Here is a 14,221-nt window from a genome sequence, read left to right on the forward strand (position 1 = left end):
CGTACGGAAACCACTCGACATCGGCTACGAACGCACGATCGCCTGCAAACCTTCGCGATAACTCGGATAGCTCAACCCAAAGGGCAAGGTATCGACTAGTTTTTTATTGCTAACTCGGCGATTGCTCGAAGCCCGTGCTGCCCGAGGACTGTCGGCCGCAGGGGCGATAAACGTTGGCTCGGGAGCGTTCAGCAAGCGTGCGGCTTCGCCATAATAGTCGCGTCGTACCACCGGATGGCCGTCGCAAACGCAGTACAGTTCGGGCCCCGATAGCGGCCGCGACGGATCTCCGAACCATTCGGCAACGGATGCTGCATCGGCGACGTGGATTAGATTCAAGTAGCCCGACTGAGGAGCCTCGATGGCTTCGCCGGACGCGAGTTGTTTGAGATAGGGGAGTCGCTCGGGACCATAAATGCCAGCCAACCGCAGCACGACCGACCGCTCGGCGAAGCGACTCTCGCGAAGCAATTGCTCAGCCGCCAGCGACGCCCGCCCGCCTGCCCGCTGGGGAGCGGTAGGGGTCGACTCGTCGATCCAATCGCCGGCCGCGTCGCCGTAAACGCCGGTGGTGCTGATGTAGAGGATCCGCCCGGTTGCGTTGGGCGCTGCGGCCAACAGATTTTTCATACCGATGGCGTAGACCTCGTCGATCGACTGCTCGCCCGATCGATCGTACCCGACCGCGACTAATAATGTGTCGACTTCTGGCAGGCTCGCTAGCGTTTCGGGATCGGTGACATCCGCGACAGTCGGTACCCAGCCGCGACTGCGAAACTCGTCCGCGTGCTTCTCCGAGCGAGTCACTGCGTGCACCTGCCAGCCTTGCGAGTGCCATCGCTCAGCGACGCGCGCACCAAGGTAGCCACAACCAACCACTAAAGCAGAGCGAGACATTGACGTTTCTTGAAGGAGTGAGTTCAACCAATCGAGCCCGGGTTGTCGTCGCTACGTGCGCCCGATTCGAGATACGCCGATAGCATGATTTGGGCCGCTAAGGCGTCGAGTCGAGCCTTGCGACGTTTCTTGGTGAGATTGGCCGCCTGCAGCATTTCTTCCGCTTGGGCCGAGCTGTAGCGTTCGTCGAAAAAGTCGACCGGCAGCCCGGTGATCTCCGTGAGCCAGGCGCCGAACTTACGAGCTTCGTGCGACTTCTGACTCTCTTCACCGCTCAGGTGGACTGGGAGACCTACGACAAATCGCACTAACGCCTCGTCGGTCGCCAGACGCTTAAAGTAGCGGGCGTCGACTTCCGGGGTTTGCCGCTGGTAGGTTTCGTGCGGCGAGGCAATGCCGACCATCGCATCGGCAATCGCAATGCCGACCCGAACGGTTCCGTAGTCGATTCCAGCAATTCTCTCAGGCAAGGTTTCGGTCGAAAGGTTGATGAAGGGAGGGACGGGAGCGTGGGGCAGGGGGGAGCGAAGCGGCTTCTCGCGTATGTTTCACTCGGCTGGTTATGGAATGCCTGCCAAGGCTCAGGGGATGGTTACTTTGCCTAAGGGATGGCGAGCTTCGGCCGACTCGAAGTACCCATGCTGCAAGAACTCGGTAGCCATGCCCATGATGTTTGGCTCGTACATCATGGTAGCGTGAATCACGTCGAGCACGCGGAAATCGCTGGCGCCGGGGAGCATGGTCTCCTTCACGCCGACGATCATGTCGTCGTCGCCGGGGATCAGCGGGTTGTGGCCCGATTCGTCGCCTTTGCCGCCGGCGAGGATGCCGAAGTCGCAACTCGGCGTAGCCAGCTTCGGGGCGAGTTCCTTCCAGTCTTCGGCCAGTTGGCTGGCCGATTCGCCGCCGATGATTTGCTGCGTGTCGAGCGGGGTAAGCACCTGTGCGAGCGAGGGACGATGGTTCGGCGGGCCGACCATCACCATGCGACCTACCTGGGCACCTTGCTGGGCAAGTTGTTGTTGGAACTGCTTATCGCCGAGCCAGTAGCGAATCACTAGATTGCCGAGGCTATGAGCAACGAAGTGGATGTTCTTCACCCCATCGAGATGTTCGATGACCTGAGCCAGCTTATTGGCATGATCGCCGACCGAACCGCGGGTCGAAGCGTAGCCAAGCACGATCGACTGCCAGCCGGTTTGTTGGTTGATGTGGTTGGCCATCCGCGACATGCTCCACCGCGAACGGAACAAGCCATGCAGATAAATGACCGCGGTCGACTCGTTCGACAGTTGGGCGTTTTGCTGGCGAATCTCGCTTAGCTGCGACTCGCATGCTTCGAGCGTTCCCCAGGTGACACGCTCGTACTGCGGATCGAGTAAACGAAAGTGCCCCGTGAGGGCGTGCTCTTGAATGCGATAGCCAGCATGGTAGCGAACGTCGCCCCAGAACTGCTGCCCGCCATTGGTAGTGGTTTGCACGTTCGGCAGGCCTTTGGGCCGCCGAGGTTTGCCGGCCGCTTGCGCAAAGGGAGCCACGATGCTACTGGCGAAGAAACAGCCGACGGCAGTTTGGAATTCTCTGCGATTCATTCAGTCCTCGCGGGGATGGATGTGCCGAACGAAGAGTCTCCGCCTGTGCGTTTCGAATCCTTGCACTATAGGTGCTCGTCCATCGCTTTGGATTCGAGTTCTTTTACGATTTTACGGATCGACTCTTCGTGGTGCTTGTTGGCCACCAGCGTGGCATCGGGCGTATGTACCACAATACAGTCTTCCAGGCCAAGGGTAACGATCAAGTGATCGTCCGACGAACGGACGATGGTTCCCGTGGTGTCGAGCCCTAAGTGCTTGCCCACAATAGTGTTTCCGTCGTCGTCGGTGCCGAGTCGGCGGCTAAGCGATTGCCAGCCACCTAGGTCGTCCCACTCGAACGGAGCCTCAATCACTACCACGTCGGTCGCGTGCTCCATCACCGCATAGTCGATTGAAATGCCTTCGATTGCGGTGAATTCTCGCTCGAATACCTCCTGCTGCTGGTCGGTGCCCCAGGCGTCGGCGATTTTTTCGAGATGGGCGAGCATCTGCGGTTGGTGCTCGGCCAGGGCTTCGAGAATAGTCGACGCCCGCCATACGAAAATGCCGCTATTCCAATAGTACTCGCCTGACTCCACGTAGTCTTCTGCGGTAGCCGCATTCGGTTTCTCGCGGAACTCCTTCACGTGGTAGGAGGGAGCAATCTCTTCGCTGGTCGACAGGCTCATCGGCACATCGCGATGGATATAGCCAAAAATCTCAGCCGGATAGGTCGGTTTGATGCCGTAGGTGACGATTGCCTGGGGATTTGACTCGATCAGGTCGACCGCCTGGCGAATGGCGGTTTGGAATGCATCGACCGGCGTAATCACGTGGTCCGCCGGCATCACCGCCATGATAGCATCGGCGTCGCCAGCGACTTTGGTTACCAGCAGTGCTGCCAGGCCGATGCAGGGGGCCGTGTCGCGTTTGGCTGGCTCGCCTACCACCGCCGAGGCTGGCAACTGCGGCAATAGTTCGCGGATTCCGTCGACCAGCCGCTCGTTGGTAACCACCAGACACCGCTCCGGCGGAGCCAGGTCGCCTAGTCGCTCGACCGTTTGGGCAATCATGGTACCCCCGGGAACGAGCGAGAGCATTTGCTTGGGTGTCTGACGACGGCTAGCAGGCCAAAAACGGGTGCCGGAACCGCCGGCCATAATAATGGGATGGAGCATAGCGAAGCGAGACTTTCAAGAGTCGTGGAACGAAGGGGAAGATTCTTATCATACCTCACTTGCCGGCATTTCTGCAGACGAGTGAGGAAGTTGGGCGAGCAACTGCTCGACCGCGTGGGTGGGGTTCGGCGCACCGGTCACCGCGCCCGCGACTGCGATGCGGGTGATGCCGGTTGCTAGCACTTGTGGCAGGTTCTCGGCGGTGATGCCACCGATGGCGTAGGTAGGTAGCGACACTTCAGCAGCAACCTGCTGCAAGTAAGCCAGCCCTGCGTATTCGGTGAACTGCTTTGTGCCGGAAGCGAAAGTGGGACCGGCTCCCAAGTAGTTCGCTCCGTCGAGCACTGCCTGCTGCGCTTGCGCGAGATGGTGAGTGGAAACACCCACGAGAGGTTCAGGGCCCAGGATGCGTCGCGCGGCCGCTACGGTTAAGTCGTCTTGCCCCAGGTGCACTCCATCGGCTTTGGCGATCGCCGCCAGGTCGGGGCGATCGTTCACGATCGAGATCACCCCCGCAGGGCGGGTGAGGGCTACTAATTGTTCGCACCTTGCGAGCAGTGTGCGATCGTCGAGTCGTTTGTCGCGCAGCTGGATCACGTGTACGCCAGCGGTTACCAATGTTTCCACCTGCTGGGCAAACTGCTCGGCCGACTCGGCTCCCTCGACCAGCACATACAGTCTGGCATCAGCCAATCGCTGATTGGCAGCGGTCGCGAGCGTGGTGGCTTTCTCGAGCGTGTAAAGCTGATATCGCAACTGTTCGCACCGCTTTGCGAGCGTAGTGTCCAGCAGCTTGCCATATTCTTCGATGGTCCGCAGAGCTTCCGCGGTCCGGCGAAAGCTGGCAGTTGCGACTTCTATCAGCGAGAGTCGCTGCTGCTCGCTAGCAGTCGAGTTGCGCGTGCCGACATCGCCCAAAGTGTCGCGCGAGGCGGTGCGTTGTTCGGCGGGGAGGGACTTACTGGCCTCGGCCAGGTCGTGTCGGAGTTGCTTGGCCCGCTTCGCGAGGTGTCCATCGTCGAGGGCCATGCGCAGGTAGTCCTCCACGACACGCAGCCCCTCGCCGGCGCGGTTAAGCGCAGCATCAAGAATGCGGACCGTAGCGACGTTTTTTTCGCCCGCAGGAGGTTCAGTGGTAGTCGAAGCGTGATGTCGGGAGTCAGTCATACGGCTTTCAGGGTAATCGCCGGAAGCAGAATCGAGACCCTCCACGCTACTTGCTAGCATCAATCGCTATCGTCGAGGGCCGTTATAAGCAGTATGTTCCTCATCATACGTCGCGACCGTCAGAATCGTCAGCGCTCGGTTGTATTGAGTGTGACGACCAGGACCGGATCGGCGACAACTCAGTTGACGTAAGTCGTGTCCACCGATCGAGTTGCCTTGAATCGGCTGGCCGCGCGCCTACACTTTTGCAGGTTGCCTGTCCTGCAGGTCGCGAGACCAAGGTGCGCGGTGTGTTACTGGTAAATGAAAGCACGCCTGCCTTGGCACGCCCATCCCGTAAAAAACGAGCTCCCTGGATTGCCTACTTGTGGCCTGGATTGCCTCACTTGTGGGTTGAGGGGTCTTGGGCCGGTTTGGCACTCGCGATAGGATTTACTGCGTTGGTGAACCTGGCCATCGTGAACCTATTTATATGGCCCGAGCTCATGGAGCCGCGGGCAAAATGGGTAGGCGGGGCAGCTTTGTTGTTGCTGTGGCTCGCCGCGCTGTGGGAAACCCGAGGCGAGTTGCGACGACAAGCCGAACGACGAAGGGCCGAGCGTGAAGGAACGATCGACCCCGAAACCGAGCGGCTCGAGCAGCAGCAAGCCGAAGCCGATCGCCAGCTGATGATTGCCCAACGGCAATATCTAGCAGGGGATTGGGTAGAGGCCGAGCGTACGCTCATTGATTGGGTACGGAACAACCGACAAGACATTGAAGCACAGTTGTTGCTGGCCACCCTGTGGCGGCACCTGGGCCGATCGCGGCAAGCCGTTCGACGGTTGCAGAAGATCGCGCGGCTCGAGGCAGCTGACAAATGGCACTTCGAAATCGAACGCGAATTGCAAATCCTAGAAACTGACCACAACAACCCCGGCGAAGACGCAAGTTCCGCCACCACCGAGGCGGCCTGACCACGGTCCATTGCCTCGCACTCGCCTACAATCCAATTGGAACCTTAAGGGCCTGGCGCCTAGAATTCGTCAGCTCACCCGTTTTCCACAATTTACCAAGACACTGAATTAGGTCAGTCGGCCCGTAAGCGGCTGGTCTTATACGAATCAATCAAGCAGGCACGCAACTCCGGAGACTGGGAATGTACGAACGTTTCACCGACCGCGCCCGAAAGGTGATGCAATTAGCTAACCAGGAGGCTCAGCGGTTCAACCACGAGTACATCGGCACCGAACATGTGCTGTTGGGACTCATCAAAGAAGGCAGTGGCGTTGCCGCCAACGTGCTGAAGAACTTGGACGTCGACCTGCGGAAGATCCGTCTGGAAGTCGAGAAGCTGGTACAAAGTGGCCCCGACATGGTCACCATGGGCCGGTTGCCCCAAACTCCCCGCGCTAAAAAGGTGATCGAGTACTCCATGGAGGAGGCTCGCAACCTGAATCACAATTACGTCGGTACCGAACACATCCTGCTCGGCCTACTGCGTGAGCAAGAAGGTGTCGCCGCTCAGGTGCTGATGAACCTTGGTCTCAAGCTCGAAGAAGTTCGCGACGAAGTGCTGAACCTGCTTGGGCATGGCATCGAAGGTGGCGAAGGCGACCGCGGCGGACGTGGTCAGTCGCCAGGCGAAGAAGAAGGCGAACCTCGCGAAGGTGGCAAGAAAGGCAGCCGCAGCCGCACGCCGGCTCTCGACAGCTTTGGTCGCGACCTGACCGAACTGGCTCGCCAGAAGAAACTCGATCCCGTGATTGGTCGGGCGAAAGAAATCGAACGTGCCATTCAGGTGCTCTGCCGCCGGACGAAGAACAACCCCGTGTTGCTTGGTGAAGCAGGCGTTGGTAAAACTGCCATCGTCGAAGGCTTTGCTCAACGCGTGGTCGATGGCGAAGTGCCAGAGCTGCTGCTCGACAAGCGCATTGTCGTGCTCGACCTGGCGATGATGGTCGCTGGTACCAAGTACCGCGGTCAGTTCGAAGAACGCATTAAGGCGGTGATGAACGAAGTTCGTCGCGCGAAGAACACCATTCTGTTCATCGACGAATTGCACACGCTCGTTGGTGCTGGTGGTGCTGAAGGTGCCATCGATGCTTCGAACGTACTGAAGCCAGCTCTCGCTCGCGGCGAAATCCAGTGCATTGGTGCTACTACGCTCGACGAGTATCGCAAGTACATCGAAAAGGATCAGGCGCTGGCTCGCCGGTTCCAGGAAGTAATCGTGGAACCAACCACGAAAGTTGACACCGTGGAGATCCTCAAAGGTCTTCGCGATCGTTACGAAGAGCATCACCGCGTGCAGATCACCGACGACGCAATTCAGTCGGCCGTCGAGTTCAGCGATCGGTACATCACCGGTCGTTGCCTGCCCGACAAGGCGATCGACGTGATCGACGAAGCTGGTGCTCGGGTGCGGCTCAAGAGCATGTCGAAGCCGCCAAATCTGAAAGAAATCGACGAAGAAGTCGAAGCCCTGAACAATCAGAAAGAAGAAGCGGTTGCCAGCCAGGACTTTGAGAAGGCTGCGTCGCTGCGTGATCAGGCCGACAAACTGAAGAAAAAGAAGCAGCAGATCCACAAGGAATGGCGGGAAAAATCACGCGAAAACGGCGGCGTTGTCGACGAAGACGTGATTGCCGAAGTCGTTTCGAAGATGACCGGCATTCCGCTCACTCGCATGAGCACCGAGGACAGCCTGCGGCTCATGCACATGGAAGAAGAGCTGCATAAACGAGTCATCAGCCAGGACGAAGCCATCAAGGCGATCAGCAAGGCCGTGCGTCGTAGCCGTAGTGGATTGCAAGATCCCAAGCGGCCGACCGGTGCGTTTGTGTTTGCCGGCCCCACGGGTGTTGGTAAAACTCTGCTGGCCAAGGCCCTGGCCGAGTTCATGTTCGGCGACGACGACGCGCTCATCCAGATCGACATGAGCGAGTACATGGAGAAGCACAACGTCAGTCGTTTGATTGGTGCCCCTCCCGGCTACGTCGGCTACGAAGAAGGTGGTCAGCTCACTGAGCAGATCCGCCGCCGTCCTTACGCGGTGGTGTTGCTCGACGAAATCGAGAAGGCCCACCCCGAAGTATTCAACATGCTTCTGCAGATCATGGAAGAAGGCCGGTTGACCGACAGCTTTGGTCGCAACATCGACTTCCGTAACGTGATCTTGATCATGACCACGAACGCGGGTGCCGAAGCGATTAAGAACGAGTCGGCCTTTGGCTTCCAGAAGCAGGACGACGACGCCTCGTACGACGGTATGAAGGCTCGGGTGATGGACGAAATCGAAAAGGTGTTCCGTCCCGAGTTCATCGGTCGCTGCAACGACGTGATCGTGTTCCGCCATCTGCAGAACAAGGACCTCCAGGAGATCATCGACCTCGAGCTTTCGAAGATCACCAAGCGATTGGTGGAGAAGGGCTTGGAGTTGGTGTTGAACGACGAGGCCAAGCAATTCCTGATCAAGAAGGGGTCGAACACCGACTTCGGTGCCCGTCCGCTCCGTCGTGCCATCGAGACCTTTGTCGAGGATCCACTGGCCGAAGAACTGCTGAAGGGCGAGTTCGTCGGCAAGGATACCGTCGAAGTCGAGGTCAAGAAGGTTGGCGACAAGAAGCAGTTGCTCTTCACCGGCAAGAACCTCAAGGCGGCCGAAGAGGCCGAACCGGTAACTGCCGGAGTAGCTGCCGAAGAGACCAGCGAATCGGACGATTCGAGCAGCGACGAAAGCTAACCCCGCCTCGTTCGCAATCTGTGAAACCACACCCCGTGGCCCGAATTGGGCCACGGGGTTTTTTGTGGGGGTTTCGTCAGTCGAAAGGGTACAATCGTCCGCATGGCTATCATTCAATCGCCATTCGACGAACCCAGCGAAGATCCGCCTGAGGCAATGGACTCGGACGCGGAGTCTAAAACATTGCCTGCTCGCAAGTGGAGCTTGGTGATTCTGGCTGTCGCGTTGTTTGTACTGGTGTGGTTCCGCGAGATCGTCGCCATGCCAGCTTCGGCGACGATGGCAGTCACCGTGTTCATTTTCTTCTGCTGGCTGGTCGTGCATTTCACATTCTTTGTCGATCATGCTGAGCTGACAGCCAGCTTGCCGCACGAAGCGGCCCGGTCGGGGCAAGAACTCATCGAGCATCGAGACCCGAGGGTAGAGAGTGTCCAAGTGGAGAACCTCTGGCCTCGCTGGCGAGTCGCGGTCGTGGGGATTCTCGTGGGAGTCTGGCTGCCGCGCGTCGCGGGAGTGTCGCCGTGGGAAGTCACCGCGATTGTCTTTCTCTTCGGGGTGATCATGTACTTTGCTAGCAGAGTCTTCACTCCGTCAAGGAAATCGCCGGAATGCCAATTACCAGAGAGCCAGCCACCGGAGAATCAGCGGCCGGATAACTTGCCTAATCAGAAAATTTGATTTAAGCGGTAGCCTTCGACTGGTCGAAGAGATAAACGAGGTTGCGCGTCCCGGTGCGCTCCAACCTCGACTCGCGATTCCCCCCACGCGAAACTACTCTTCCCATGTCTACTGGTACAGCTAGCATCGATCGTTCCGCGCCCGGCTTTATTGGTCGGGTGTTGGATGGCATTGCCGACATCGGCGAAATCACGATCGCCTGGGTCGAGTCGGTGGGCGACATCGTACTGTTTGCCTGGCAAACGTTTCTGTGGATGGTTGTTCGCTTGCCAAGACGGGACACGCTGGTGCTGGCGCTCTACCAGATCGGCGTCCGAAGTTTGCCGGTGGTGGCTCTTACCGGAACCTTCATTGGCATGGTGCTGGCAGTACAGTCGTACTCCCAGTTCCGCGCTTTTGGGCTAGAGACGCAACTCGGGGCGGTGATCAACCGCTCGATGTTCCGCGAACTCGGCCCTGTGCTGGCAGCGACGATGCTTGCGGGGCGGGTGGGGAGTTCCATTGCGGCCGAACTCGGAACCATGCGCGTGACCGAGCAGATCGATGCCCTCACAGCGATGGGAGCCAATCCCATCCGCTATCTGGTGGTGCCGAGATTCCTGGCTTGCTTGTTCATGATTCCCTCGCTGACAATCATGGCAGTGTTCATGGGAGTGGTCGGCGGTGGTTTCTATTGCACTTATATTCTCGATATCGACACGTTCTACTATGTCAACAACGCCCGCTATTCCGACGCAAATTGGGATTTGTGCTACGGTATCATGAAGAGCGTGTTTTTCGGCGCCGCGATTGCTATCCTGAGTTGCTACCGCGGGTTTAATTGCCAGCCAGGAGCCGAAGGAGTCGGTCGGGCGTCGACCGCTGCGTTTGTGCAGTCGTTCGTGGTGATTTTGGTACTCGACTTGTTGCTGAGTATCGCGTTTGACTCGCTGTACTACACTCTGTGGCCGGAGATGGCACTGTGAGCGAACTTAGCCCCGAACAACCGTCGAATGACAAGACGCAGATCGCTGCGCAGGCCCTGCATGTGCAGTTCGGCCGTCAGCACGTGCTTCGCGACGTAACGATTGAAGTGCCCCAAGGACAAACGCTGGCCATCATTGGCGAAAGCGGTTGCGGCAAAACCGTGCTGCTCAAGTCGCTGATCGGGCTGGTTCAGCCTACTAGTGGTCACGTGGTGTACGATGGCCAGGTGCTCGACAATCTGAACGACAAACAACTCACCGAACTGCGAACACGGTTTGGCTTTGTGTTTCAGAACGCAGCTTTGTTCGACAGCATGACGATTGCCGACAACGTTGCGTTCCCGCTGCGTGAACACCGCAAGATCAAACTCGAAGAAGCGTACCAGGCGGTCCGCGAAGCGCTGTCGGTGGTTGGTTTGCCGTCGAGCGTCATGGTGAAACGCCCTGCCGAACTCTCGGGCGGTATGCGGAAGCGGGTGGGCTTGGCTCGGGCGATCATCATGCAGCCAGAGATTCTGCTGTACGACGAACCGACAACTGGTCTCGACCCGATCATGAGCGACGTGATCACCGAGTTGATTCTGCGTACACGCGACCATACCAACGTTACGAGCATCGTCGTTACCCACGACATGTCGAGTGCGATGAAGCTGGCTGACCGCATTGTAATGCTGTATCCGTTGGCTCGACTTGAGAAGGACGAACCGCAAATCATCTTCGACGGAACGACCGCCGAAATCCAAAAGTGCAAAGACAAGCGAGTGGCTCAATTCCTGCGAGGCGAGGCGGGGGAACGCCTGCAGGAAATGCGCGATCAGTTTGAATCATCGCGCATGATTGCCGCAATGTAAACGGGAGCCAAGTTCATGGACGAACGCAGAATGCAACGACTGGTGGGAATGGTGGTGCTATTCACCATTACCTTTCTCGGCGTGCTATTAGTGGCGAACAACCCGGCCTCGTCGCCGTTTCATACCGGCGGCTACGATATTACCGTTCAAGCCGATCGGGCTGAGGGAGTTGCCGTGAACACGCCGGTTCGTAAGGACGGGGTGTTGATCGGTCGCGTGAAAGACGTTTCCTGGAGCCAGCAGGGAGTGCTCCTGGAGGTGCGTATCGATCGCGAGGACGTGAAAATCTACGAGTACGATGAACCTCAGATTCAACCATCAAGTATCATCGGCGATGCGGTCATCTCATTTGTTCGCGACACCGACAAGCTCAAAGAGTACAAAGACAAAGAGCCAGCTCCCCTATTGGCTGGTTCGCTCGTGGAAGCCCGGGTGATTGATAACCCGATCATGACGATTTCGAAGCTCAATGAAAGCCTGCAACCCTCGATCCTAAAGCTTGGCGAGGCGGGCGAGAAGATCGCCATCCTGGCCGACAAGGTGAATACCATTCTCGGCGACGACATTGGACAACAGCGTTTGCACAAGACGATGGACGAGCTCACGCTTACCTTGCAAGACTTCCGTCGAACCACCAATAACTTCGACCAACTGATCTCAGATCCTCAGCTACAGGAAGATCTCACTCAAGCGTTGCGTGAGATTCCCGAGTTGATGACCGAAACTCGTGGCACCATGCAACGGGCGGGGCAGACGCTTGATAACTTCGATAACGTCGTTGCCAGCGCGGAGCGGAATCTCAAGAACCTCGAAGGCCTAACTGAACCGCTTGGCGAGCGAGGCGAGGAGATTTCGGATCTGTTGATCTCGGCGATCGACAACCTCGACATCGTGATGAAGGATCTCTCGCGATTCACCTCCGACCTGAACAACAGCAAAGGGCTGATTGGCCGACTCGTGCACGACGAGAAACTCGGCGACAACGCCCAGAGTGTGCTGAACAATGCGAACGTGTTGATCTACAACATCAACGAGCGGGTTCGCAGTACCGAGATCGACAAGATTTTGTACAACATGAAAGTCTTCAGCGATAAGATAGCCCGCGAGCCTGGCCGATTGATCGGCGGGGCGGTGAAGCCAAGCATCACCAAGTAGACTAGCGACACAGCAGTGAGCTGACTCGGTTGCTGCTACTTGCTATGGGAAAGTGGTCGTGGGAGTAGGAGGGGGAGGAATCACCACGTTGTTGGCAGCCGGCATCACCGCTCCGCTTTGGGCGCGACCGCGAAGCTCCTCACCACGACGGATGATCTCTTCCACCGGCAACATGGTTTGAGGCTGCAGCTCGAAAACTGCGGTGGTGCGATTGTCGCGAATCTTGGTCATCGCAAAGTTGTCGCTGAAGAAGTCGAGCGGCGGATACTGGTACCATGGGGTCGGTATCGGTTGGTTTACCGTGAGCGTCTCGTAGCCCGACTTCACCAGCCGCAACTCGCGAGTTCCGTAGTACGTGAAATCGACGGAGCAGGGCGTGGTGCCAACCTGTTGATTGTCGACATACACCAACGCACCGGGGGGATTACTGCGAACAGTGAGTCGACGACGGACGCATCCCGTGGCCGAGAGCAATACCAACATGCCGATGGCAATCGCCTGATAGCGATTTGGCGAACGATTTCGGGTAGCTGTAGGAATGGATGTTGGCATGGATATCGCAGATCAGGACCGGAAAATGCGGGGCGAGCATAGCAGTCGCGGGGTACTGGTTCCAGACGAGTTGCCCGCGGTGATAGCACAAATGCCCGAAATACATGGCGGAAGGGCTGGATTGTCGAGATTGTCTTGGGGCGATTGATTGCCATAAACGCTATCACTCGGGGCGCCGAGTGGTTAAGATGAAGTACGCGGTTGCCTTCTGCCCATTCTGCTTAACTCCAGCTAGTCCGACCTCTTTTCGATGCCAGCAGACGACCCCAAGTCTCTTGAAGCCAACACCTTTAAGGTGATCCACGCTGCTCGCAGCGATCTGGGGATGCGACGTTCGAACAACCAGGATGCGATGGCTGTTGTCGAGGCCGACGAGGCAACTTGGAAAAAGCGGGGGCATTTTTTCATGGTCGCCGACGGCATGGGAGCTCACGCGGCCGGCGAACTGGCCAGCCAGTTGGCTGTCGACAACGTACCGCACACCTATCACAAGCTCAGCTCGCTCACCCCCCCCGCAGCCTTGCGGCAAAGCGTGCACAAAGCCAACAAGCTGATCAACGACAAAGGGCAGTCGGCAGCCGAGTTCAACGGCATGGGCACCACCTGCAGTTGCCTGGCCTTGCTGCCCGGAGCGGCCCTGATTGCTCACGTCGGCGATAGCCGAGTCTACCGCCTGCGGCATGGCGAACTACAGCAGCTTACGTTCGATCACAGCTTGGTGTGGGAAATGGCCGCAGCGAGCGATACCTCCGACGAACATGTGCCAGCTTGCATTCCCAAGAACGTGATTACGCGATCGTTGGGGCCGCATGCAATGGTGAACGTCGACTTGGAAGGCCCCTATACCATCGAGCCAGGCGACAAGTTCCTGCTCTGCAGCGACGGTCTAACCGGCGTCGTCGACAACGAGCTACTCGGCTGCCTGCTGGCCGTGCTACCGCCAGACGAGGCTGTTACCACGCTGGTGGATGTAGCCAACCTGCGAGGTGGCCCCGACAATATCACCGTGGTCGTAGTGGAAGTCGCCTGCCAGTGCTCACCGAGCCAGGAAGACAACGGAAGTTCGCTTCCCGAGTGCCCTGGGTGCCAGGAAGAGGAAGGCTGGCTCTCGCGACTCTTTGGTTGGTTCTGGCGCACCGGCAGCTCGCCCCGCGCTGGGCACGAGCTCGGGGGCCCCTACGGTAACGGCCCCTACCGACACTACCCCATGCACCCCGAAGTATCGGCGCGCGACATGGGAGGCTTGTGTCGAGAGCTTTCGGCCTTGGAACACGATGAAGAGTCGCCTTTGGCCCGCACTCCAAAAGTCGACTGGCAGGCCTTTAATCAGGTGTGCGACGAGGCCCACTCGGCAGCCGATACCCACGACGCGGCCGAATCGATCAAGCTTTATTCCAAGGCGATTCGCAAGCTGATGAGCCAGATTCGCCAGGGCGATTCCCCTTCCGACAGCGCAATACGCTAAGCCTGGTGCTTTGCG

The 14,221-nt window shown here is 58.2% G+C and carries 13 protein-coding genes; 7 read left to right on the forward strand and 6 right to left on the reverse strand.

All coding sequences use genetic code 11. From position 1 onward, the window contains the following. Positions 1-24: 24 nt before the first annotated feature. The 5 genes from Pan181_RS04305 to Pan181_RS04325 form a co-directional block, all read right to left on the reverse strand. Positions 25-897 (reverse strand): SDR family oxidoreductase, encoded by an 873-nt coding sequence (locus Pan181_RS04305; protein WP_145245652.1) that lies wholly within the window; start codon positions 895-897, stop codon positions 25-27. Between the two features lie 23 nt (positions 898-920). After that, on the reverse strand, positions 921-1,367 hold the full coding sequence (gene ruvX / locus Pan181_RS04310; RefSeq protein ID WP_145245653.1) for a Holliday junction resolvase RuvX: 447 nt from the start codon (positions 1,365-1,367) through the stop codon (positions 921-923). A 111-nt stretch (positions 1,368-1,478) separates the two neighbouring features. Beyond that, positions 1,479-2,489, reverse strand: a complete 1,011-nt coding sequence (locus tag Pan181_RS04315; RefSeq protein WP_145245654.1) for an esterase/lipase family protein — start codon at positions 2,487-2,489, stop codon at positions 1,479-1,481. A gap of 65 nt (positions 2,490-2,554) precedes the next feature. Then, entirely contained in the window at positions 2,555-3,649 is a 1,095-nt protein-coding gene (locus Pan181_RS04320) for a mannose-1-phosphate guanylyltransferase (protein WP_145245655.1), read from the reverse strand. 48 nt (positions 3,650-3,697) lie between these two features. After that, entirely contained in the window at positions 3,698-4,816 is a 1,119-nt protein-coding gene (locus Pan181_RS04325; protein WP_145245656.1) for a thiamine phosphate synthase, read from the reverse strand. Positions 4,817-5,136: 320 nt separating this feature from the next. Between Pan181_RS04325 and Pan181_RS04330 the strand changes: the two genes are divergently transcribed. The 6 genes from Pan181_RS04330 (at position 5,137) to Pan181_RS04355 (ending at position 12,189) form a co-directional block, all read left to right on the forward strand. Then, entirely contained in the window at positions 5,137-5,772 is a 636-nt protein-coding gene (locus Pan181_RS04330; protein ID WP_197528899.1) for a tetratricopeptide repeat protein, read from the forward strand. 182 nt (positions 5,773-5,954) lie between these two features. After that, the gene (locus tag Pan181_RS04335) at positions 5,955-8,540 is read left to right on the forward strand and encodes an ATP-dependent Clp protease ATP-binding subunit (RefSeq protein ID WP_145245658.1); all 2,586 of its coding nucleotides are present in this window, start codon (positions 5,955-5,957) and stop codon (positions 8,538-8,540) included. A 102-nt stretch (positions 8,541-8,642) separates the two neighbouring features. Next, positions 8,643-9,218 carry a hypothetical protein gene (locus Pan181_RS04340; RefSeq protein WP_145245659.1) on the forward strand — a complete coding sequence of 192 codons (576 nt, stop codon included), beginning with the start codon at positions 8,643-8,645 and terminating at the stop codon, positions 9,216-9,218. A 104-nt stretch (positions 9,219-9,322) separates the two neighbouring features. After that, the gene (locus tag Pan181_RS04345) at positions 9,323-10,183 is read left to right on the forward strand and encodes an MlaE family ABC transporter permease (protein WP_145245660.1); all 861 of its coding nucleotides are present in this window, start codon (positions 9,323-9,325) and stop codon (positions 10,181-10,183) included. Continuing rightward, on the forward strand, positions 10,180-11,034 hold the full coding sequence (locus tag Pan181_RS04350; protein WP_231943745.1) for an ABC transporter ATP-binding protein: 855 nt from the start codon (positions 10,180-10,182) through the stop codon (positions 11,032-11,034). The genes Pan181_RS04345 and Pan181_RS04350 overlap by 4 nt, the downstream gene beginning before the upstream one ends. A 15-nt stretch (positions 11,035-11,049) precedes the next feature. Continuing rightward, complete coding sequence (locus Pan181_RS04355) at positions 11,050-12,189, forward strand: MlaD family protein (protein WP_145245661.1); 1,140 nt, start codon at positions 11,050-11,052, stop codon at positions 12,187-12,189. Between the two features lie 42 nt (positions 12,190-12,231). On the opposite strand, the gene Pan181_RS04360 is transcribed toward Pan181_RS04355, so the two are convergent. Continuing rightward, positions 12,232-12,741 carry a PEGA domain-containing protein gene (locus Pan181_RS04360; protein ID WP_197528900.1) on the reverse strand — a complete coding sequence of 170 codons (510 nt, stop codon included), beginning with the start codon at positions 12,739-12,741 and terminating at the stop codon, positions 12,232-12,234. 250 nt (positions 12,742-12,991) lie between these two features. Here Pan181_RS04360 and Pan181_RS04365 point away from each other — a divergent pair, with 250 nt between their 5' ends. Then, the gene (locus Pan181_RS04365; protein ID WP_145245662.1) at positions 12,992-14,206 is read left to right on the forward strand and encodes a PP2C family protein-serine/threonine phosphatase; all 1,215 of its coding nucleotides are present in this window, start codon (positions 12,992-12,994) and stop codon (positions 14,204-14,206) included. The last annotated feature ends 15 nt before the right edge of the window (positions 14,207-14,221 follow it).

This window comes from Aeoliella mucimassa (genome assembly GCF_007748035.1).
Taxonomy (GTDB): domain Bacteria; phylum Planctomycetota; class Planctomycetia; order Pirellulales; family Lacipirellulaceae; genus Aeoliella; species Aeoliella mucimassa.

Excerpts from the sequence above, each read along its gene's own strand:
- Pan181_RS04305 (WP_145245652.1), bottom strand. The coding sequence starts at position 897 with ATGTCTCGCTCTGCTTTAGTGGTTGGTTGTGGCTACCTTGGTGCGCGC.
- Pan181_RS04315 (WP_145245654.1), bottom strand. The coding sequence starts at position 2,489 with ATGAATCGCAGAGAATTCCAAACTGCCGTCGGCTGTTTCTTCGCCAGT.
- Pan181_RS04320 (WP_145245655.1), bottom strand. The coding sequence starts at position 3,649 with ATGCTCCATCCCATTATTATGGCCGGCGGTTCCGGCACCCGTTTTTGG.
- Pan181_RS04325 (WP_145245656.1), bottom strand. The coding sequence starts at position 4,816 with ATGACTGACTCCCGACATCACGCTTCGACTACCACTGAACCTCCTGCG.
- Pan181_RS04335 (WP_145245658.1), top strand. The coding sequence starts at position 5,955 with ATGTACGAACGTTTCACCGACCGCGCCCGAAAGGTGATGCAATTAGCT.
- Pan181_RS04340 (WP_145245659.1), top strand. The coding sequence starts at position 8,643 with ATGGCTATCATTCAATCGCCATTCGACGAACCCAGCGAAGATCCGCCT.
- Pan181_RS04345 (WP_145245660.1), top strand. The coding sequence starts at position 9,323 with ATGTCTACTGGTACAGCTAGCATCGATCGTTCCGCGCCCGGCTTTATT.
- Pan181_RS04355 (WP_145245661.1), top strand. The coding sequence starts at position 11,050 with ATGGACGAACGCAGAATGCAACGACTGGTGGGAATGGTGGTGCTATTC.
- Pan181_RS04360 (WP_197528900.1), bottom strand. The coding sequence starts at position 12,741 with ATGCCAACATCCATTCCTACAGCTACCCGAAATCGTTCGCCAAATCGC.
- Pan181_RS04365 (WP_145245662.1), top strand. The coding sequence starts at position 12,992 with ATGCCAGCAGACGACCCCAAGTCTCTTGAAGCCAACACCTTTAAGGTG.